The sequence below is a fragment of the Hydrogenophaga sp. ZJX-1 genome (assembly GCF_048590325.1).
GTDB lineage: Bacteria > Pseudomonadota > Gammaproteobacteria > Burkholderiales > Burkholderiaceae_C > Hydrogenophaga.
Genome location: NZ_JBMBRA010000003.1, coordinates 526,920 through 546,398, shown reverse-complemented (window position 1 = coordinate 546,398; position 19,479 = coordinate 526,920). Strand labels below are relative to the sequence as shown.

Sequence of the window (19,479 nt, the reverse complement as noted above, 5' to 3'; positions counted from 1 at the left end):
CGCCGCCATGGGCGGTCTGCTGCCGCGTCTGGTGGGTCTGGGTCCGGCGGGCGGCGATGGTCTCCCGGTGCGTCTGTCCAACCGCACTTACGCGGGCATGCGCCAGGGTCCGGTGCGTGAACTCGGGTTCGATCAGCCGCTGCTCTGGGTTGCGGTGGCGCTGATGGCCTGGGGGCTGGTGATGGTGTATTCGGCCTCGATCGCCTTGCCCGACAACCCGCGCTTCGCCAACTACGCGCACACGCACTTCGTGGTGCGCCACGGCTTCTCCATCCTCATCGGCCTCGTGACCGCGCTGATGGCGTTCCAGTTCCCGCTGCGCACCTGGGAAAAGCTCGCACCCTGGCTGTTCGCCGTGGCGCTGCTGCTGCTGGTGCTGGTGCTGATCCCCGTCATCGGCAAGGGTGTGAACGGCGCCCGGCGCTGGATCCCGCTGGGCATCATGAACTTCCAGCCCTCCGAGCTGGCCAAGCTCGCGGTGCTGCTCTACGCCGCCGACTACATGGTGCGCAAGATGGAGGTCAAGGAGCGCTTCTTCCGCGCCGTGGCGCCGATGGCGGTGGCCGTGGGCGTGGTCGGCATGCTGTTGCTGGCCGAGCCCGACATGGGCGCCTTCATGGTGATCGTGGTCATCGCCATGGGCATCCTGTTCCTCGGCGGCGTCAACGCGCGCATGTTCGCCCTGATGGCGCTGGTGGTGGTGGGCGCGTTCGCGGTCATGGTCATGACCAGTGAGTTCCGGCGTCAGCGGGTGTTTGCCTACCTCGACCCCTGGAGCATGGAGCATGCGCTGGGCAAGGGTTACCAGCTCTCGCACTCGCTGATCGCCTTCGGGCGCGGCGAGATCTTTGGCGTCGGTCTGGGCGGCAGTGTCGAGAAGCTGCACTGGCTGCCCGAGGCCCACACCGACTTCCTGCTTGCGGTGATCGGCGAAGAGTTCGGCCTGATCGGGGTGTTGGTCGTGATCAGCCTGTTCCTCTGGCTCACGCGCCGCATCATGCACATCGGCCGCCAGGCCATCGCGCTCGACCAGGTGTTCGCCGGCCTCGTTGCGCAAGGCGTGGGCCTGTGGATGGGTTTCCAGGCCTTCATCAACATCGGCGTGAACCTCGGTGCCCTGCCGACCAAGGGCCTGACTTTGCCGCTGATGAGCTACGGCGGGTCTGCCATCCTGCTCGAACTCACCGCCTTGGCCATCGTGCTGCGGGTGGACTATGAAAACCGCCAGCTCATGAAAGGTGGGCGGTCATGAGCAAGACTCCTTGCGCCCTCATCATGGCCGGCGGCACCGGCGGTCACATCTTCCCCGGTCTGGCCGTGGCCGAAGCCTTGCGTGAGCGCGGCTGGCGCGTGCACTGGCTGGGCGCCCCGGGCAGCATGGAGAGCCGGCTGGTGCCGCCGCGCGGCTTCCCGCTGGAGCTGGTCGATTTCGGCGGCGTGCGCGGCAAAGGCGTGAAGACGCTGTTCCTGCTGCCGCTGCGCCTGCTGCGCGCTTTCTGGCAGGCGCTGCAGGTGGTTCGCCGCGTCCAGCCCGACGTGCTGGTCGGCCTGGGCGGCTACATCACCTTCCCCGGCGGCATGATGGGCACGCTGCTGGGCAAGCCGCTGGTGCTGCACGAGCAGAACTCGGTGGCCGGCATGGCCAACAAGGTGCTCACCGGCATCGCTGACCGGGTGTTCACCGCTTTCCCCAACGTCTTCAAGAAAGCCGAATGGGTGGGCAACCCGCTGCGCGCCGAATTCCTGCGCCAGCCGGCGCCCGCCGAGCGTTTTGCCGGGCGCAGCGGCCCGCTGCGCCTGCTGGTGGTGGGTGGCAGCCTGGGCGCCAAGGCCCTCAACGACACGGTGCCGCAGGCCCTCGCGCTCATTCCATCGGCGCAGCGTCCGCAGGTCATCCACCAGAGCGGCGAAAAGCAGATCGAGGCGCTGCGCGCCAACTACACGGCGGCCGGTGTGCTGGCCGAACTCACGCCCTTCATCGATGACACGGCACAGGCTTTTGCCGACGCCGACCTGATCGTCTGCCGGGCTGGCGCCAGCACCGTCACAGAGATCGCCGCCGTGGGCGCGGCGGCGCTGTTCGTGCCGTTCCCGCACGCGGTGGACGACCACCAGACCACCAACGCCCGCTTCCTGACGGATGCTGGCGGCGCTTGGCTGGTGCAGCAGACCGAACTCACGCCGGCCTCGCTGGCGATGAAGCTGCAGACGCTGCAGCGCGAACAACTGATGGAGATGGCCGGCAAGGCCAAGCAGATGGAAAAGACAGAAGCCGTGGCGGCCGTGGTGTCCGCCTGCGAGCAACTCGCGAAAGTACAACCGTCATGAAACACGCCATTCGCCATATTCATTTCGTCGGCATCGGCGGCAGCGGCATGAGCGGCATCGCCGAGGTGCTGCTCAACCAGGGTTACCGCATCTCCGGCAGCGACCTGGGCGAGAGCACGGTCACGCGCCGGCTGGTGGCGCTGGGCGCCGAGGTGTTCATCGGCCACGATGCGGCCCACATCGGTGGGGCCGACGCCATCGTCACCTCCACCGCGGTGAAAGACGACAACCCCGAGGTGATCGCCGCGCACGCCAAGCTGGTGCCGGTGGTGCCACGCGCCGTGATGCTGGCCGAGCTGATGCGCATGAAAAAAGGCGTGGCGATCGCCGGCACGCACGGCAAGACCACCACCACCAGCCTGGTGGCCAGCGTGCTCGCCGCCGCGAACCTGGACCCGACCTTCGTGATCGGTGGCCGCCTCAACAGCGCGGGCGCCAACGCGCAACTGGGTTCGGGCGAATACATCGTGGTCGAGGCCGACGAGTCCGACGCCTCGTTCCTGAACCTGCTGCCGGTGCTCTCGGTCGTCACCAACATCGACGCCGACCACATGGACACCTATGGCCACGACTTCGGCCGGCTCAAGGGCGCGTTCATCGAGTTCCTGCACAAGATGCCGTTCTACGGCACCGCCGTGGTGTGCGTGGACGATCCGTCGATCCGCGAGATCCTGCCGCAGATCGCGCGCCCCATCACCAGCTACGGTTTCTCGGAAGACGCCCAGGTGCGTGCGGTGAACGTGCGTGCGGTGGGTGGTCAGATGCACTTCACCGTGCAGCGCAAGAACGGCATTCAGATGCCCGACCTGGACGTGGTGCTCAACCTGCCCGGGAACCACAACGTGCTCAACGCGCTGGCCGCGATCGGTATCGCGGTCGAGCTGGGGGTCGATGACGCGGCGGTGCAGCAGGCGCTGGCCGATTTCAAGGGCGTGGGCCGGCGTTTCCAGCGCTACGGCGAAGCGGCCCTGCCCTCGGGTGGCAGCTGCACCCTGGTGGACGACTACGGCCACCACCCGGTGGAGATGGCGGCCACGTTGTCCGCGGCGCGTGGCGCCTTCCCGGACCGCCGTCTGGTGCTGGCCTTCCAGCCGCACCGCTACAGCCGCACGCGCGACTGTTTCGAAGATTTCGTGAAAGTGATCAACCAGGCCGACGCGGTGCTGCTGGCCGAGGTGTACGCCGCGGGCGAGGCGCCCATCGTGGCGGCCGACGGTCGTTCGCTGGCGCGTGCGCTGCGGGTGGCGGGCAAGCTGGAGCCGGTGTTTGTGGACGACATCGCCGCCATGCCGCAGGCCGTGCTGGACAACGCGCGCGATGGCGACGTGGTGCTCTGCATGGGCGCGGGCTCCATTGGGGCGGTGGCCGGACAGGTGGTTGAGCTGGCGCAGAAGGACAGGACATGAACGCAGGGGTGAAGACCGTGAACATCGACGTCAAGGCACTGGGCAAGGTGGCCGTGCTCATGGGAGGGCGCTCGGCCGAGCGCGAGGTGTCGCTCATGTCGGGCACGGGCGTGCTGGCCGCGCTGAAGTCCAAGGGCGTGGACGCGCACGCCTTCGATCCGGCCGAACGCGATCTGGGTGATCTCAAGCGCGAAGGGTTTGCGCGTTGCTTCATCGCTCTGCACGGCCGCTTCGGCGAAGACGGCACGGTGCAGGGCGCGCTGGAGCTGCTGGGCATTCCCTACACCGGCCCGGGCGTGATGGCTTCGGCGGTGGCCATGGACAAGCTCATGACCAAGCGCATCTGGCTGGCCGAAGGCCTGTCCACGCCGGCCTGGCGCCAGGTGCACAGCGCCGAAGAAACACGCGCCGCCTTCGCGGCCCTGGGCTCACCCATGATCGTGAAGCCGGTGCGCGAGGGTTCCACCATTGGCCTGAGCAAGGTCCTGACGCTGGCGGAATGCGACGCCGCCTACGCGCTGGCTTCGGGCCAGGACCCGATGGTGATGTGCGAACAGTTCATCGCCGGCGACGAAGTCACCATCCCGGTGCTCGGCACGGGCGCCGAGGCCCGCGCGCTGCCGGTGATCCGCATCGTGGCGCCCGACGGCAACTACGACTACCAGCACAAGTACTTCACCGACGACACGAAATACCTCGTGCCCTGCGGCCTGCCCGAAGGCGAAGAGGTCGCCATCCAGGCGCTGGTGCTCAAGGCCTTCCGGACGCTGGACTGCCGCGGCTGGGCCCGGGCCGACGTGATGATCGACGCCCGGACGCGCAAGCCGTACCTGCTGGAGATCAACACCTCGCCGGGCATGACCGGGCATTCGCTGGTGCCGATGTCGGCGCGCGCCACCGGGCTGTCCTACGAAGACCTGTGCCTGACGCTGCTGGCCACTGCGGCGCTGGACAACCCGGCACACGGACAAGGCTGAAAGACCCGCCATGGCCCAGACCGACCTGCCCCTGGACGTCAAGCTCATGACCATGGTGACCCACGCCCTGGTGATGGTGTTTGCCGTGCTGTGCCTGGGCGCGTTGGCCAACTGGGTGCTGCGCCATCCGGTCTGGGCGGTGCGGGCGATCGCGGTGCACGGCGAGGTGGACCACCAGAACGCGGTGGGCCTGCGCGCCCAGCTGGCGACCCAGATGCGGAGCCGGCTGTCGGGTGGCCTGCTGGCCATGGACCTGCAGCCGGTGCGGCAGATGTTCGAGGCCGTGCCCTGGGTGCGGCATGCGCTGGTGCAGCGTGAGTTTCCCAACCGCCTGCGCGTCACGCTCGAAGAACACCGGGCGGTGGCCTGGTGGGGGCAGGCCGGCGGCGGTCAGCTGGTCAACCACCTGGGAGAGATCTTTGATGCCAGTCCGGACGACGGCGACGGCCTGCCCGAGCTGGCCGGACCGACCGCGCGGGTGGCCGAAGTCTGGGCCCTGTACCAGTTGCTCGATGCCGAGCTGGAGCGGCTGGACCTCGGCATCGAACGGCTCGAACTCAGCGAACGCGGCAGCTGGCGCGCGACGCTGGACAACGGCGCCCGCATGGAACTGGGGCGCGGCTCTCCCGAGGAACTGCTGGCGCGTGCGCGCCGCTTCACCGCCACCGTGAGCCAGCTCGCCGAACGCTACCCCGGTGCGGTGCAGTCCGTCGACCTGCGCTACCCCAATGGTTACGCCCTGCGCATGCGCGGCGTCACCACCGTCAACGAAGAAGACGCGAAACCCGCGAACAACACCCGGTAATCAAGAAATCATCATGGCCAAGGAATACAAAGATCTGGTGGTTGGACTCGACATCGGCACCGCCAAAATCATGGTGGTGGTGGCCGAGGTCCAGGCCAACGGCGAACTCAAGCTCGCGGGCCTGGGGGTGTCGGCCAGCCACGGCCTGAAGCGCGGCGTGGTGGTCAACATCGACGCCACGGTGCAGAGCATCCAGCAGGCCCTGAAAGAGGCCGAGCTGATGGCCGACTGCCGCATCGCCCGCGTCTACACCGGCATCACCGGCAGCCACATCCGCGGCATCAACTCCAGCGGCATGGTGGCCATCAAGGACCGCGAGGTCACGCCGGCCGACGTGGCGCGCGTGATCGAAACCGCCAAGGCGATCAACATCTCGACCGACCAGCGCCTGCTGCTGGTGGAGCCGCAGGAATTCGTGATCGACGGGCAGGAAGTGAAAGAGCCGATCGGCATGAGCGGCATCCGGCTCGAAGCCAAGGTGCACATCGTCACCGGCGCGCAGAGCGCGGCCGAAAACATCATCAAGTGCGTGCGCCGCTGCGGGCTGGAGGTGGATCAGCTGATGCTCAACCCGCTGGCGTCCAGCCAGGCGGTGCTGACCGATGACGAGAAGGAACTCGGCGTGGCCTTGGTCGACATCGGCGCCGGCACCACCGACGTGGCCATCTTCGCGGGCGGCGCGATCCGCCACACCGCGGTGATCCCGATCGCGGGCGACCTCATCACCAGCGACATCGCCATGGCGCTGCGCACGCCCACCAAGGACGCCGAAGACATCAAGGTCGAATACGGATGCGCCAAGCAGTTGCTGGCCGACCCCGACACCCAGGTCGAGGTGCCCGGTCTGGGCGACCGCGGTCCGCGTCTGCTCGGCCGCCAGGCGCTGGCCGGCGTGATCGAGCCGCGGGTGGAAGAGATCTTTGCGCTGGTGCAGCAGGTGGTGCGCGACTCCGGGTTCGAGGAAGTCCTGTCTTCGGGCATCGTGCTCACGGGCGGCAGCGCCGTCATGCACGGCATGGTCGAACTGGGCGAAGACATCTTCCTGAAGCCGGTGCGCCGCGGCATCCCGCACTACGCGAGCGCGCTCTCCGACATGGTCGCCCAGCCTCGGGCGGCCACGGTCATGGGCCTGCTGGAAGAAGCGCGTCTGGCGCGCGTGCGCGGACACAAGGTGGCGCAAAAGGCGGGCTCCATGCAGGGCGCGCTGGAACGCATGAAAAACTGGTTTGTGGGGACTTTCTGATCATGAATCACACACACTCGATGAGCGGTTTGTTCGGATCCCCTGTCATCCCCGCGCGCCATGGCGCCGCGGGCCACTACCCGGTGCACCGATGTACGGCATGCACCGGGCCGCCTGGGTGATGCCTGGGCCGCGCAGCGGCCACTCCCTTGATGAACACAACGATTTTTTATTGAAACAACGCCCGGTACCGCAGGTTCAGGGCAACAACAGGAGAGAAAAATGAGCATCGAAATGATTGAAGTGGAAGAGTTCAACCAGGGCACCCAGATCAAGGTCATCGGCGTGGGCGGTGGCGGCGGCAACGCCGTGGAACACATGATCACCCGCGGCGTGCAGGGAGTGGAATTCATCTGCGCCAACACCGACGCGCAAGCCCTGGCCCGCAGCGCCACCAGCCGCACCATCCAGCTCGGCACCAGCGGCCTGGGCGCCGGCAGCAAGCCGGAAAAGGGCCGTGATGCGGCCGAGCTGGCGATCGAGGAGATCCGCTCCGCCATCGAGGGCGCGCACATGCTGTTCATCACCGCCGGCATGGGCGGCGGCACCGGCACCGGCGCTGCGCCCGTGATCGCGCGCGTGGCCAAGGAAATGGGCATCCTCACCGTGGGCGTGGTCACCAAGCCGTTCGACTGGGAAGGTGGCCGCCGCATGACCAACGCCGACAGCGGCCTGGCCGAGCTCGAAGCCAACGTGGACTCGCTGATCGTGATACTGAACGAGAAGCTGCTCGAAGTGCTGGGCGACGACGTGACGCAGGACGAAGCCTTTGCCCACGCCAACGACGTGCTGAAGAACGCCGTCGGCGGCATCGCCGAGATCATCAACGAGTACGGCAACGTCAACGTCGACTTCGAAGACGTGCGCACCGTGATGGGCGAGCCCGGCAAGGCCATGATGGGCACGGCGGTTGCCGCCGGCCCGGACCGCGCCCGCATCGCTGCCGAAGAGGCCGTGGCCTGCCCGCTGCTCGAAGGCATCGACCTGTCGGGCGCCAAGGGCGTGCTGGTGCTGGTCACGGCGGCCAAGGGTTCGCTCAAGCTGTCAGAGTCCAAGCTGGCGATGAACACCATCCGCGCCTACGCTTCGCCGGACGCGCACGTGATCTACGGCGCGGCCTACGACGACAGCCTGGGCGACGAGATGCGCGTCACCGTCGTGGCCACGGGCCTGTCGCGCCAGGGCGCCCGCCGCACCGCGCCGCCGCTGCAGGTGCTGCGCACCGGCACCGACAACGTGCCGTTCAACATCCCGACGGTGAACGCCGCCGTGGGTGGCCCGGGTGCTGCGCAGCCGGACTACAACTCCATGGCGGTGCCGAGTGTCTGGCGCACCAACCGCACGCAGGCCGCGGCCAAGGTGGATGCACTGGCATCCGGCGGCATGGACGATTTCGAGATTCCTGCTTTCCTGCGCAAACAAGCTGACTGACGTTTGTCAGGTTTTTTGCCTGGCGTGTTTCGTGCCTGCACCTCGCGGGCTCGCGGACGCCGGGCGCTCTGCTCCGCGGGTGTCCCCCGACGGCTGGTGCCGTCTCCTCCTTTACCCCGCTGCGCAAAACGCCCGACGCTCGCGAGCCATGGAAGTGCTTGCGCTGCCCTTGGTTCTTGCACCTCGTAGGTCAGCGGTGATCGGTGTGTCCGACGCAGCGGGGTAAAGGAGGAGGGGCGGCGAAGCCGACCCGGGGGACACCCGCGGAGCCGGGCACCCCGGTCGCCGTTGACCGGTGCAGCCGGAGAAAAGAAGAGAAGCCCGCCTATCGCGGTCATCACGATTCCTCAAAGCGCACTGGCGCCGCAAAACTTAAAATCACCGGATGCTTGCACAACGCACCCTGAAATCTCTGACCAAAGCGGTCGGTGTCGGCCTCCACAGCGGCCAGCGGGTGGAGCTGACGCTGCGCCCGGCCGCGCCCGACACGGGCATCGTGTTTCGCCGCGTCGACCTGCCCGAGCCGGTGGAGATTCCGGTCAACGCCGATGCCGTCTCCGACACGCGCATGGCTTCGACCATCGCCAACGGCGGGGCCAAGGTGGCCACCATCGAGCACCTGATGAGCGCCGCCGCGGGCCTGGGGCTGGACAACCTGTATGTGGACATCACGGCCGAAGAGGTGCCGATCCTGGACGGTTCTTCGGCCTCGTTTGTCTACCTGCTGCAGAGCGCGGGCATCGTGACGCAGAAGGCGCCCAAGCGCTTCATCCGGGTGAGCAAACCCGTGGAGGTGCGCGAAGGGGAGGGCAGCAACCTCAAGTGGGCGCGGCTGGACCCGTACCACGGCTACAAGCTGAGCTTCGAAATCGAGTTCAACCACCCGGCGGTGAATTCCAGCGGCCAGCGGGTCGAGTTCGACATGGGCAGCGGCCGTTACGCGCGCGAGATCGCCCGGGCCCGCACCTTCGGCTTTACGCGCGACGTGGAGATGATGCGTTCCCATGGTCTGGCGCTGGGCGGTGGCCTGGACAACGCCATCGTCATGGACGATGTGAAGGTGCTCAACGCCGACGGTCTGCGCTACCAGGATGAGTTCGTCAAGCACAAGATTCTCGACGCCATCGGGGACCTCTACATCATCGGCAAGCCGCTGCTGGCCGCCTACAGCGCCTTCCGCTCGGGCCACGCCATGAACAACCAGCTGCTGCGTGCGCTGCTGGCCCGGCCCGATGCGTACGAGATCGTGAGCTTTGAGCAGGCGCGTGAAGCGCCCACCGGCTTCGCGCAACTCGCGCCTGCCTGGTAAGCGCCAGCCGGCGCCCTGGGCTTCTCCGAAAAACAAGCCATGCTGCTGTTTCGCTGGACCATCTTCATGCTCCTGCTGGCGGCCGGCGTGTCGTTCGCCTTCTACATCGGCACGGGACAGGCGAGGTTTCGCCAGTACGGGATCGTGATCCTGAAATGGACGGTCATCGCGGCGCTGGGCTTTTTTGGTGTGCTGGTGTTGGAGCGCCTTCTCTGATGTGCTGAAAAGCCAAAGGCCATCCCGAAGGATGGCCTTTGGCTTTCAGGTGTGGAGCCGGTTTCAGTGGGCGCCGACGAAGCGGGTGCCTTCGAACGAACGGGACTCACCGCTGGTGCGGTACTGCGCCCAGGCCACCATCAGCATCAGCGCGGCAAAACCACTGGCGATCAGCACCGGATAGGCGGCGAGGATCTGGGTCAGCGGGTATTTCCACGACAGCGGACGGCCAACGCCCAGCAAGGCGGCGTAGAACCATGACACCGCCGACACCGAACCCGCAAACACCGCGAAGCTGCGCTGCGAGAACGACATGTTCAGCAGGGTGCCGGCCCTCTTCATCAGCGGCAGGACGCGGTGGTGCAGCAGAACGCCATTGAGTGTCAGCAGGGCGACGACGGTGATCTTGGCCTGCAGCTTGGGGTTGGCGAAGTACTCCAGGCCCTTGACCGATGTGTCCAGCGCAATGATGCCGGCGCCGGTGGCCCAGAGTGCGGCAAGGGCCAGTGCCACGGTGTTCTGCAAATCCTGCAGGTGTTTCGGGTCCATGCGTTCGTGGGGGTCGCCTGAAATGAGCTGTTTGACCATGGCAATGTCGCTCATGAGGATCAACCCGATGGCCGCGCAACAGGCGATCAGGTGGGCGTAGACGAGGGCCATTCGTGAAAATTCAAGTTCCATTTGAGGTATCCGGGTGAAGGGTCAAGGGCTGTCCCGACAGAAACGGGCTCCGGGGCCCGACGGAAATTGCATCGAAGCCTTGGCCGCTAATGTGCCTACCCAGGCCGTGGTCATTTGTGCGCAGTTGCAACGGTTGGTCCCGTTGTCATTGATATTTATCAATTTGTACAAAAGGGGTCTTCAGGGGGAAAACCCCAATGAAGCTGTTGTTTTCATCCCTCAAATGGGGGATGCTCCGGAGGGTGCAGATACTGTTGTTACGTCCATGTACGGTTCGTAACAACCACGCACCATCAGGCCGCTGATGGCCTGTCGGCTGTTTTCAGTAGTTCCGGCCGCCTTTGTAGGCCGCATGGGTACGTGCCTGCAAGGGGGACACCTTGTTGATGGCCTGCATCGTGCGGCTGACCTGCGCATGGGTGATGGCCAGGCCCAGGGCGTCGGCCGCGTCCTTGCCAGGGAGGCCGGGCAACTGCAGCAGGCGTTTGACCATTTCCTGCATCTGCGCCTTGTCGGCGCGGCCATAACCGACCACCGCTTTCTTCAGCTGCAGGGCGGTGTATTCGGCCACCGGCAGTCCGTTGGCCACCAGTGCCGTGAGGCAGCAACCACGGGCCTGCCCCAGCAGCAGCGTGGCCTGCGGGTTGACGTTGACGAACACGATCTCGCAGACCGAGGCTTCGGGCTGGTAGCGCTTCACCACCTCGCTGATGCCGTCAAACAGGATCTTCAGCCGCTCGGGCAGCAAGGCGCCGTTTTTCGGACTGGTCTGGATGGTGCCGCTGGCCACGTAATGCAGTGCGGCGCCCTCGGTGTCGATGACGCCAAAGCCGGTGCACTGCAGGCCGGGGTCGATGCCGAGGATGCGCATGGGGGGCCGTTTCAGCGTTCAGAGGTTGAAGGTCCAGCGCACGGAGTGGAAAAACACCGGTGCGGCGAAACACAGCGCGTCCACCCGGTCGAGCAGGCCGCTGGCCCCTGTGACCGAGCGGCCGGCCGAACCCCAGTGGGTCACGCCGCGGTCGCGTTTGATGGCTTTCATGACCAGATGTCCGAACGAGCCGGCCACACACGCCACCAGCGCCATCGCCAGGGCCTGCAGCGGCTTGAAGGGCGTGAGTCCGGCCAGGGCGACGCCGAGCAGACCACCGGCGGCCAGACCCGCCAGCCAGCTGCGCCAGTGAAAACTGGCGCTGATGGCCGGTGCCACCGGGTCGCGCAAGCGCCGGGCCATGAGGTGCTGGACCAGCATGCAGGTCTGCACCACCAGCACCAGGAAGAGCACGAGGAACGCGGTCTTGCCGGCAAAGCGCGGGAAGTTCAGCAACAGCAGCGCCGGTACATGGCTCATGCCGTAGATGCAGACCATGATGCCCCACTGCAACTTGGCGTTGCGTTCCAGAAAGCGTTGCGGGTCGTTGCCCAGCGCGCTCACCACGGGGATGGCCAGGAACACATAGACCGGGATGAACACCGTGAACAGGTTGAAGTGCTGGTTCCAGACCAGGGCGTACTGCAGCGGCAGCACGATGAAAAACGCCAGCACGAGGCTGCGGTGGTCGCCGCGCCGGGTGGGTGAGAGGCTGATGAATTCGCGCAAGATGAAAAACGAGACCAGGCCGAACAGCACGATGGCCACGCTCTCGCCCGCGGCCCAGCCGACCCAGAACACCAGCGTCATCAGCCACGAGTTGCGCAGCAGGGCCTGGTAGTCGTGCAGCCGCTGGGCGCGATCACCGGTGTGGTCGTCGGCGTGCTGGCGTTCGCGCAAGGAGAGCAGGACGCCCATGCCGCTGGCGATCAGCAGCAGGCCAAACAGCAGGACAAACATCAGGCTGACCTGTTGCTCGGGGGAGAGGTTGCGCAGGAAGGACCCCATCAGACCTCCCGCAAGGCCATGACGGCGCTGCGTGCGCGTTGCAGGAAGTCGGCGCGCGCTTCGTCGGCACCCAGCGCCACCGGCTCCCCGAACGTCACCGAGCACAGCACCGGCACCGGAATCACCTCGCCCTTGGGCATCACCCGTTGCACGTTGTGGATCCAGGCGGGCACCAGCACCACCTGGGGGAAGCGCCGGGCCAGGTTGTAGATCCCCGACTTGAAGACCTGGGGATCTTCCGCGTGACCGCGGGTGCCTTCGGGAAAGAGGATCAGCGAGTCGCCACTCTCCAGGGCATCGATGAGGGGTTGCAACGGATCCTCATCGCCCTTCTTTTCGCGCTCGACATAGACCGCGTTGAACACCTCGGTGGTGATCCAGCGCTTGAAATTCGATGCCGTCCAGTAGTCGCGCGCTGCAATGGGGCGTGTGATGCTGCGCAGCTCCTGGGGCAGGGCCGCCCAGATCAGCACCAAATCGGCGTGGCTCTGGTGGTTGGCGAAATAGATGCGCTGCTCTGCCTTGGGCGGGCAACCGTACCAGCGGGCCTGGGCGCCGGTGAGCAGGCGCACCAGGCCAAGCAGGAGGGTGCTCATGGCCTGGGCGCGCCAGTTCATGAGCGCTTCCTCACGGCGCCTGCACAGCGCCCATGCGCGCCACGATGGTGCCGGTGCGGCGGGCGAGGTAGGCCGAGCCCTGCCGGGTTTCGAAGAACTTGGGGCTGGGCAGCATCACGGCCAGTCGGGCCGCCTCGTAGGCGCTCAGCTTGGCGGCGGGCTTCTTGAAATAGCGCTGGGCGGCGGCTTCGGCGCCGAACACGCCTTCACCCCACTCCACGCTGTTGAGGTAGATCTCAAGAATGCGCTGCTTGCTGAGCAACGCGTCCAGCGTGAGCGCGAGCATCAGCTCCTGGCCCTTGCGCAGCAGGTTGCGTTCACCCGAGAGCAGCAGGTTCTTGGCCAGTTGCTGGGTGATGGTGGAGCCGCCGATCACCTTGGGCGGCTTGATCGCCTTGATGGCGGCTTCGGCCGCTTCGGGCTTTTTGGCGAGCTTGCGTTCGAGCTGTGCGGTCCGCTTCTCGACCAGCTCCTGGCGCCGTTCGTTCTTGACCCAGGCTGCTTCGATCGCGCTCCAGTCCACGCCGTCGTGCTCGGCAAAGCCAGCATCCTCGGACGCCATCACGGCGCGCTTGAGGTGCGGGCTGATCTCGTCGTAGTCCACCCATTGGGCAGACCAGCGCCAGTCCTTGTCGGACCTGAGGCTCTGGCCCGCGACCCGCCAGGCCTCGGAGCGCATGAAGGCGGTGCTTTGCGGGTCGATCACCACCATGAGCGCGACACGCAAGACAAAAAACAGCTGCAAGGCCAGGCCAGCCAGCACCACCCACAACAGCCATCGACCGATCGATTTCATCACTGGCTGGACATTTGTGTCTGCAACGTGGCGTCGCGGGTGAAACGGAACCGCGACACCACCACGATCTGGTCGGCCCGCTGGCGCATGGCGTCGTTGAAGCGGCCAAAGCCGAGGCCGCGCACGATCGCCTGGGCACGCCGGTCCAGCGTGGTGTTGCCCGAGGTCTGCACCACCTCGGTGCCCAGCACGGCGCCGGTGTGGTTCACCGTGATGACCATGGTGAGCTCACCATAGAGCTTGCGACCGGCGGCCTCGGGGAAGTTGGTGGTCCCCCGGTCTTCGATCTTGCGGCGCAGTTCGTCGTAGTAGATCGCGTAGACCTCTTCGCGCGTGGCCGGGCTGATGTAGCGCTTGCGCGGTCGGGCGTTTTCTTCGTTGATGCGCTTCTCGATCTCGGCCAGCACCTTCACCAGCGCCCGGCGCTTGCGTTCGCGCTCAACGGCCTCCTGGCTGGGGTTGACGGCCTGCAGGTCCGGCGGTGGCATGTTGGCCAGTTGCTTGCGCACCTGGGCCAGGATCTGCTTTTGCTGTTCCTTGAGCGCTTCGATCATGCGCTCGTCTTCTTCGGGGGTGTCGCCGATGCGGACCGTGGGGTTGGGTGGCAGGGGTGAAGTGGCACGCCCCTTTTCCCTCTCGCCGCCACCGGCCAGCGAAGCCTGCGCAATGGCCTTGGCCTTCTCGGGACGCTCGTCGCTCTTGGCATTGACCAGAATGACTTCGAGCGGCGTGTCCTGGAACACGCGGTTGAAGTTCTCGGGATCGACAAAACGCACCGTCAGCAGCGCGGCGTGCACGGCGACCGACACCCCCAACGCCAGCTGCAGGGTGCTCAGTTGTTTGAGGAAGGCCAGGACCGGTTTCACGCGAGCATTATCGGTGCTGGTGGCTCACAGCCCGGGCGCCTCGGCCGCTGTTTCGGCGGCGGTTTCCGGGGCATCGGCCTGCGCCTCGTCGACGTCAATGGCCAGCGCCAGCGGTGCGGCCAGTTCGTCGTCTTCACCGTCCTCTGACTCGCTGCCGTCATCCACGCTGTCGACCGGCAGGTCGAGTCGCTCGATGACGGTGCCGTGCACGTCCAGCGTGATGTGATCGATGGCGCCCAGCCGCACGCGCACATGCGCGCCGCGCGGCAGGCCTTCGGCGCCCATGACCGGCAAGACCAGCGGCAGGCTGTCGGCTCGCACCAGGTTGTCCTTGAACAGCGTGGCGGTGAGTTCGGAGATGCCGGCCTGCTGCAGGTGTTTGAGCGTCCAGTAGCGTTCCATGCCGTTCTGGAAGCCGTTGTAGGCGGTGTAGGCGGCGTCGAAGCCGCTGATGATGGCAAACAGGTTGGCGTCTTTGGGCTTGAACGGCGCGGCGAGCGCGGCGGTCTTGCCGTGGCGCGCGCAGGCAATGATCTGCCACTGGTTGACCATGTCCACGTAACGGCGCAGGGGCGAGGTGCTCCAGGCGTAGCTCTTGACGCCGATGCCCGCGTGCGGCTGCGCCTTGGTGCCCATGCGCACTTTCACGCCGGGCGCCAGGCTGGCCTGGCTGCGGTAGATGCCGGGCACGCCGCAGTCGGCGAGCCAGTTACCCCAGGTGCTGTTGGCCAGGATCATGGCCTCGGCCACCATCAGGTCGAGCGGCGCGCCACGCTGGCGTGTGCCGATCACCACGGTTTCATCGCCCACGGGCTCGCTGCCCGTGACTCCTTCAAGGCGGAAGGTGTAGTCCGGCCGGTTGAAGTTTTCCGGTTTGCCACGCACCACCTCGCGCTGCGCCTTCAGGTGGCGCGCGAGGCGGAAGATGAAGGCCAGCTGCGGCTGCAACTCTTCAATATGAGCTTCGGCGATCGCTGCGCTGGCCGGCGCCTGGCCGGTCAGCCAGTCTTCGGTGATCACGGTGTCGAGCTGGTCGTGGCGCAGGTTGTGCGCGATCGGCACACGCTCCAGCACGGTGCGGCTGTCCTTGGGCTCCAGCGTGGCCTCGTCGAAGCTGACGTAGAGCGAGACGGCGGGGCAGTTCCGCCCGGCCATCAGCGTGTAGGCCTGCACCACCTCGTCGGGCAGCATGGTGATCTTGTGGCCCGGCATGTAGACCGTGGACAGGCGGTTGCGTGCCACCTGGTCGATGGGGCTGTCGGGCAGCACCGCGAGGCCGGGCGCCGCGATGTGGATGCCGAGCGTGACCGTGCCGCTGCCCAGACCCTGCAGCGACAGCGCGTCGTCGATTTCGGTGGTGTGCGAATCGTCGATGGAGAAGGCCTGCACGCTGGCCAGTGGCAGCTCGTCGGCGATGGCGGGGGCCAGGAGCGCCGGGAACCCCGTGCCCTTGGGGAACTGGTCGAACAGGAAGCGCTGCCAGTGGAACTGGTAGGCGCTGGCGATGGCGCCGGCGTTCTGCAGCAGGGTGAGCGGTGCCGTGTGGCTGTTGCGCGCCGCTTCCACCACGGCCTTGTATTCGGGCGCGTTCTTGTCCGGCTTGAACAGGATCTTGTAGAGCTGCTGGCGCACCGGCTCGGGACACTGCCCGCTGGCCAGCTCGGCCGCCCAGGCTTCGATCTGGGCCTGTATCTGCTTCTTTTTTTCGATGCCGGCGAGCGCCTGCGCCAGTATCTCGGGCGGTGCTTTCTTGTAGCGGCCCTTGCCGGCGCGCCGGAAGTAGTGCGGGGCGCCTTGCAGGCAGAGCAGGGCCGCCACCTGTTGTTCGGTGCCGGCGCTGGCGCTGAAATACTCCTGCGCCAGTTCGGCAAACCCGAACTCGCCTTCCGGGGCGAATTCGTAGGCCAGCTCCAGCTCCATGGTCTCGGCCAGCGCGGTGGCCGCGGGCATCAGCTGGGCGGGGGCGGGCTTGTCAAAGCGCAGCAGCGCGTTGGCGGACTTGACTTTGACCCGTTTGCCCGAATCCAGCTCCACCTGCAGGGAACTTTCGGCTTCGGACAGGAGGCGGCCGGTCATCAGTTTGCCGGCGTCGTCGAACAGAATGTGCATGGGCCGGATTGTCCCATGCGGGCGGTTTTGGCCTGGCGGGCTCAGCGCTGGAGGTCCAGAAACTCAAAGATGGCGCCGATGTGGTCGTCAAAGTCACTGATGGCGTGGTCGCTGCCGGGCAGCAGACGCAACGCGCCGCCGGCACAGAAAGCCATCATTTCCCGCCAGTCCAGCACCTCGTCGCCCTGCGCCACGATGGCGAACTGGTGCTGCGGCGTCGCTGGTTGCTGTGGCGCCAGGCGCTGGATGTCTTCCTCCAGCGCACGCAGCTCGTCCACGAAGGCGGGTTCGAAAAAGAAGCGCTCCTGCGGATCGTGCCAGGCCGTCTGTTCCCCGATGTATGTCGCCAGATCGCGCGACGGGTGCACGGCGGGGTTGAGCAGCACCGCGCGGCAGCCGGTCTGAAGGGCCAGCCAGCGGGCGTAAAAGCCGCCCAATGACGAGCCCACCACGGCCATCTGTCCGCGCGGCCAGGCGGCGGTGCCTTGCCGGATCAAGGTGGCAGCGGCGGCGGGCGAGGGTGGCAGTTGCGGGCACCACCAGGTGACGTTCGGGTGTCGGGTGTGCACCCGCGCGGCCACCTTTTGCGCTTTCACCGATCGGGGTGACGAGCGGAAGCCGTGCAGGTAGAGCAGGTGGGTGGTCTCTGGCGGCGGGGTGGTGACGGGGTTCATTGCCGAAGGATAATCGGTGCCCATGGCCGTCGTCTTTGACAAACCCACCCTGCTGCAGCGCATCGCCCCGATCTTTCAGGGGTTTGATGGTCCGCTGGTTTTTGCCATCCTGCTGCTCGCGTGCGCGGGCCTGATGACCATGTATTCGGTGGGGTTCGATCACGGCTCGCGCTTCGTCAGCCACGGCCGCAACATGATGCTCGCGGCCGGCGTGCTTTTTGTCGTGTCACAGGTGTCGCCGCAGCGCCTGATGGCGCTGGCGGTCCCGATGTATGTGGTTGGGGTGGCCTTGCTGCTGGCGGTGTTCCTGTTTGGCATCCAGAAAAAGGGGGCACAGCGCTGGCTCAATGTGGGCGTGGTGATCCAGCCCAGTGAACTCATGAAGGTGGCCATGCCCCTGATGCTGGCTTGGTGGTTCCAGCGCCGCGAGGGCCAGCTCAAGCCGCTGGATTTTGCGGTGGCGGGCTTGTTGCTGGCGATACCGGCGGCGCTCATCCTCAAACAGCCCGACCTGGGCACCACCCTGCTGGTGATGGCCTCTGGCCTGGCGGTCATCTTCTTTGCGGGGCTGAGCTGGAAGCTGATCATTCCGCCGGTGCTGCTGGGACTGGCGGGGGTGGTCACGCTGATCGCGATGGAACCCCAGTGGTGCGCGCCCGATGTGGACTGGCGCGTCCTGCACGAATACCAGCGCCAGCGCGTGTGCACGCTCCTCGATCCGTTCAAGGATCCGCTGGGCAAAGGCTTCCACATCATCCAGGGCATGATCGCCATCGGCTCCGGCGGCGTCTGGGGCAAGGGCTTCATGCAGGGCACGCAGACCCATCTGGAGTTCATTCCCGAGCGCACCACCGACTTCATCTTCGCGGCGTTTTCCGAGGAATTCGGTCTGGTGGGCACGCTGGCGCTGATGGCGGCGTTCCTCTTCCTGCTGATCCGCGGGCTGATCATCGCGATGGAGGCGCCAACCCTGTTCTCTCGCCTGGTGGCCGCTGCCATGACCGCCAATTTCTTCGTCTACGCCTTCGTCAACATGGGCATGGTGAGCGGCATCCTGCCGGTGGTGGGGGTGCCTTTGCCGTTCATCAGTTACGGTGGCACTGCGATGGTGACGCTCGGCGTCTGTCTGGGCATTCTGATGTCGGTGGCCAAGTCCAAACGTCTGATGCAGTCATGAGCCCCTTGCGGCCGCCCGGAGGGGTTCGCACCCCGTCGGCAGCGGGTGAAGACGTTTCCATGCACCTGCCCGCTTGCCGGGTGGCGATCGTGGGTGCCGGGAACATGGGTGGCGCCATGGTCGCGCGCCTGTGTGAACTGGGCTGGTCGGTGGTGGTGTGCGACGTCGACCCTGTGCGCCAGCAACAGGCGCTGGAAGCCGGCGCCTGCCTCGCCGACACACCCGAAACGGCGGCCCGTGCGCTGGTGGCCGATGGCGTGTTGATCGTCTGCGTGGTGGATGCGGCGCAGTCGCATGAGGTGCTCTTCGGTGTGGGCGGCGCCGCTGCTTCCCTGCACAGCGGCCAGGCCGTGATGCTGTGCCCGACCATCGCGCCCCAAGATACCGAAGCGCTGGCCGGGGCGCTGCTGGCCCAGGGGTTGGACTGCATCGATGCGCCCATGTCCGGTGGCCCGGCGCGGGCGCGCGACGGCCGCATGAGCCTGATCGTTGCTGCGTCCGATGGGGTGCTGGAGCGCCACGCGCCGCTGTTTGCCGCCCTTTCGTCCAAGGTGTTTCGCATCAGCGAGCGCGTGGGCGATGGCGCCCGCACCAAGCTGGTCAACAACCTGCTCGCCGGCATCAACCTGGTGGGCGCCGCCGAGGTGCTCGCGCTGGCCGAACGCCTGGGGCTGGACTTGTCGACGACGCTGGACGTGATCGAACAATCCAGCGGCCAGAGCTGGATCGGCTCGGACCGCATGCGCCGCGCCATCGCGGGCGACCTGGCGCCGCGTGCCCACGTGACCCTGCTGGAAAAAGACACCCGGCTGGCGGTGCAGGCCGCGCGCGCGGCCGGATTTGCCGGGCCGCTGGGCGCGCGTGTGGCCGGTGTGTTCGAGCAGGCGCATGCCGCCGACATGGCCGATCTGGACGACGCGGCGCTGCTGCAGCTCCTGCGCGGCGCGCGATCCTGAGGCGTGCTG

The 19,479-nt window shown here is 66.6% G+C and carries 19 protein-coding genes; 11 read left to right on the top strand and 8 right to left on the bottom strand.

All coding sequences use genetic code 11. The annotated features are described in order from the left end of the window. Positions 1–7: 7 nt before the first annotated feature. The 9 genes from ftsW to ACN5W5_RS11380 all read left to right on the top strand — a co-directional run bounded on the left by ftsW (position 8) and on the right by ACN5W5_RS11380 (position 9,715). Entirely contained in the window at positions 8–1,252 is a 1,245-nt protein-coding gene (gene ftsW, locus ACN5W5_RS11420) for a putative lipid II flippase FtsW (protein WP_420048743.1), read from the top strand. Next, entirely contained in the window at positions 1,249–2,328 is a 1,080-nt protein-coding gene (gene murG, locus ACN5W5_RS11415; protein ID WP_420048631.1) for an undecaprenyldiphospho-muramoylpentapeptide beta-N-acetylglucosaminyltransferase, read from the top strand. Before ftsW ends, murG begins: the two co-directional genes overlap by 4 nt. Next, positions 2,325–3,734 carry a UDP-N-acetylmuramate--L-alanine ligase gene (gene murC, locus ACN5W5_RS11410; protein ID WP_420048630.1) on the top strand — a complete coding sequence of 470 codons (1,410 nt, stop codon included), beginning with the start codon at positions 2,325–2,327 and terminating at the stop codon, positions 3,732–3,734. Before murG ends, murC begins: the two co-directional genes overlap by 4 nt. Beyond that, positions 3,731–4,711, top strand: a complete 981-nt coding sequence (locus ACN5W5_RS11405) for a D-alanine--D-alanine ligase (protein WP_420048629.1) — start codon at positions 3,731–3,733, stop codon at positions 4,709–4,711. Before murC ends, ACN5W5_RS11405 begins: the two co-directional genes overlap by 4 nt. Before the next feature lie 10 nt (positions 4,712–4,721). Next, entirely contained in the window at positions 4,722–5,516 is a 795-nt protein-coding gene (locus tag ACN5W5_RS11400; RefSeq protein WP_420048628.1) for a cell division protein FtsQ/DivIB, read from the top strand. Positions 5,517–5,529: 13 nt separating this feature from the next. After that, positions 5,530–6,759 carry a cell division protein FtsA gene (ftsA, locus tag ACN5W5_RS11395; RefSeq protein WP_177132150.1) on the top strand — a complete coding sequence of 410 codons (1,230 nt, stop codon included), beginning with the start codon at positions 5,530–5,532 and terminating at the stop codon, positions 6,757–6,759. 222 nt (positions 6,760–6,981) lie between these two features. Further along, a complete protein-coding gene (gene ftsZ, locus ACN5W5_RS11390) occupies positions 6,982–8,190 on the top strand; it encodes a cell division protein FtsZ (protein WP_420048627.1) in 1,209 nt (402 codons plus the stop codon). A 385-nt stretch (positions 8,191–8,575) separates the two neighbouring features. Next, positions 8,576–9,499, top strand: coding sequence for a UDP-3-O-acyl-N-acetylglucosamine deacetylase (gene lpxC / locus ACN5W5_RS11385; protein WP_420048626.1), 924 nt, complete (start codon positions 8,576–8,578; stop codon positions 9,497–9,499). Positions 9,500–9,538: 39 nt separating this feature from the next. Beyond that, positions 9,539–9,715 (top strand): hypothetical protein, encoded by a 177-nt coding sequence (locus ACN5W5_RS11380; RefSeq protein ID WP_177132140.1) that lies wholly within the window; start codon positions 9,539–9,541, stop codon positions 9,713–9,715. Between the two features lie 63 nt (positions 9,716–9,778). On the opposite strand, the gene ACN5W5_RS11375 is transcribed toward ACN5W5_RS11380, so the two are convergent. The 8 genes from ACN5W5_RS11375 to ACN5W5_RS11340 form a co-directional block, all read right to left on the bottom strand. Beyond that, positions 9,779–10,375 carry a hypothetical protein gene (locus ACN5W5_RS11375; protein ID WP_420048625.1) on the bottom strand — a complete coding sequence of 199 codons (597 nt, stop codon included), beginning with the start codon at positions 10,373–10,375 and terminating at the stop codon, positions 9,779–9,781. A 343-nt stretch (positions 10,376–10,718) separates the two neighbouring features. Next, positions 10,719–11,267, bottom strand: coding sequence for a crossover junction endodeoxyribonuclease RuvC (gene ruvC / locus ACN5W5_RS11370; RefSeq protein WP_420048624.1), 549 nt, complete (start codon positions 11,265–11,267; stop codon positions 10,719–10,721). A gap of 18 nt (positions 11,268–11,285) precedes the next feature. Next, positions 11,286–12,275, bottom strand: coding sequence for a phosphatidate cytidylyltransferase (locus tag ACN5W5_RS11365; RefSeq protein WP_420048623.1), 990 nt, complete (start codon positions 12,273–12,275; stop codon positions 11,286–11,288). Then, on the bottom strand, positions 12,275–12,892 hold the full coding sequence (locus ACN5W5_RS11360; protein ID WP_420048622.1) for a lysophospholipid acyltransferase family protein: 618 nt from the start codon (positions 12,890–12,892) through the stop codon (positions 12,275–12,277). The genes ACN5W5_RS11365 and ACN5W5_RS11360 overlap by 1 nt, the downstream gene beginning before the upstream one ends. 10 nt (positions 12,893–12,902) lie before the next feature. Next, a complete protein-coding gene (locus ACN5W5_RS11355) occupies positions 12,903–13,688 on the bottom strand; it encodes a transglycosylase domain-containing protein (protein ID WP_420048621.1) in 786 nt (261 codons plus the stop codon). Next, on the bottom strand, positions 13,688–14,554 hold the full coding sequence (locus ACN5W5_RS11350; protein ID WP_420048620.1) for an energy transducer TonB: 867 nt from the start codon (positions 14,552–14,554) through the stop codon (positions 13,688–13,690). Before ACN5W5_RS11350 ends, ACN5W5_RS11355 begins: the two co-directional genes overlap by 1 nt. A 24-nt stretch (positions 14,555–14,578) precedes the next feature. Further along, positions 14,579–16,663, bottom strand: coding sequence for a ribonuclease catalytic domain-containing protein (locus ACN5W5_RS11345; RefSeq protein WP_420048619.1), 2,085 nt, complete (start codon positions 16,661–16,663; stop codon positions 14,579–14,581). A gap of 41 nt (positions 16,664–16,704) precedes the next feature. After that, a complete protein-coding gene (locus tag ACN5W5_RS11340; RefSeq protein WP_420048618.1) occupies positions 16,705–17,361 on the bottom strand; it encodes a YqiA/YcfP family alpha/beta fold hydrolase in 657 nt (218 codons plus the stop codon). Here ACN5W5_RS11340 and rodA point away from each other — a divergent pair. Together rodA and ACN5W5_RS11330 are read left to right on the top strand one after the other, a co-directional pair. Beyond that, positions 17,360–18,514: a rod shape-determining protein RodA gene (rodA, locus tag ACN5W5_RS11335; RefSeq protein WP_420048617.1), complete on the top strand. Its 1,155-nt coding sequence runs from the start codon at positions 17,360–17,362 to the stop codon at positions 18,512–18,514. The genes ACN5W5_RS11340 and rodA overlap by 2 nt on opposite strands. A gap of 59 nt (positions 18,515–18,573) precedes the next feature. Then, the gene (locus ACN5W5_RS11330) at positions 18,574–19,470 is read left to right on the top strand and encodes an NAD(P)-dependent oxidoreductase (RefSeq protein WP_420048616.1); all 897 of its coding nucleotides are present in this window, start codon (positions 18,574–18,576) and stop codon (positions 19,468–19,470) included. Positions 19,471–19,479: the final 9 nt, after the last annotated feature.

Bases quoted from the DNA above. Each gene is read 5' to 3' on its own strand.
- ftsW (WP_420048743.1), top strand. From the start codon at position 8: ATGGGCGGTCTGCTGCCGCGTCTGGTGGGTCTGGGTCCGGCGGGCGGC.
- murG (WP_420048631.1), top strand. From the start codon at position 1,249: ATGAGCAAGACTCCTTGCGCCCTCATCATGGCCGGCGGCACCGGCGGT.
- murC (WP_420048630.1), top strand. From the start codon at position 2,325: ATGAAACACGCCATTCGCCATATTCATTTCGTCGGCATCGGCGGCAGC.
- ACN5W5_RS11405 (WP_420048629.1), top strand. From the start codon at position 3,731: ATGAACGCAGGGGTGAAGACCGTGAACATCGACGTCAAGGCACTGGGC.
- ACN5W5_RS11400 (WP_420048628.1), top strand. From the start codon at position 4,722: ATGGCCCAGACCGACCTGCCCCTGGACGTCAAGCTCATGACCATGGTG.
- ftsA (WP_177132150.1), top strand. From the start codon at position 5,530: ATGGCCAAGGAATACAAAGATCTGGTGGTTGGACTCGACATCGGCACC.
- ftsZ (WP_420048627.1), top strand. From the start codon at position 6,982: ATGAGCATCGAAATGATTGAAGTGGAAGAGTTCAACCAGGGCACCCAG.
- lpxC (WP_420048626.1), top strand. From the start codon at position 8,576: ATGCTTGCACAACGCACCCTGAAATCTCTGACCAAAGCGGTCGGTGTC.
- ACN5W5_RS11380 (WP_177132140.1), top strand. From the start codon at position 9,539: ATGCTGCTGTTTCGCTGGACCATCTTCATGCTCCTGCTGGCGGCCGGC.
- ACN5W5_RS11375 (WP_420048625.1), bottom strand. From the start codon at position 10,375: ATGGCCCTCGTCTACGCCCACCTGATCGCCTGTTGCGCGGCCATCGGG.
- ruvC (WP_420048624.1), bottom strand. From the start codon at position 11,267: ATGCGCATCCTCGGCATCGACCCCGGCCTGCAGTGCACCGGCTTTGGC.
- ACN5W5_RS11365 (WP_420048623.1), bottom strand. From the start codon at position 12,275: ATGGGGTCCTTCCTGCGCAACCTCTCCCCCGAGCAACAGGTCAGCCTG.
- ACN5W5_RS11360 (WP_420048622.1), bottom strand. From the start codon at position 12,892: ATGAACTGGCGCGCCCAGGCCATGAGCACCCTCCTGCTTGGCCTGGTG.
- ACN5W5_RS11355 (WP_420048621.1), bottom strand. From the start codon at position 13,688: ATGAAATCGATCGGTCGATGGCTGTTGTGGGTGGTGCTGGCTGGCCTG.
- ACN5W5_RS11345 (WP_420048619.1), bottom strand. From the start codon at position 16,663: ATGCACATTCTGTTCGACGACGCCGGCAAACTGATGACCGGCCGCCTC.
- rodA (WP_420048617.1), top strand. From the start codon at position 17,360: ATGGCCGTCGTCTTTGACAAACCCACCCTGCTGCAGCGCATCGCCCCG.
- ACN5W5_RS11340 (WP_420048618.1), bottom strand. From the start codon at position 17,361: ATGGGCACCGATTATCCTTCGGCAATGAACCCCGTCACCACCCCGCCG.
- ACN5W5_RS11330 (WP_420048616.1), top strand. From the start codon at position 18,574: ATGCACCTGCCCGCTTGCCGGGTGGCGATCGTGGGTGCCGGGAACATG.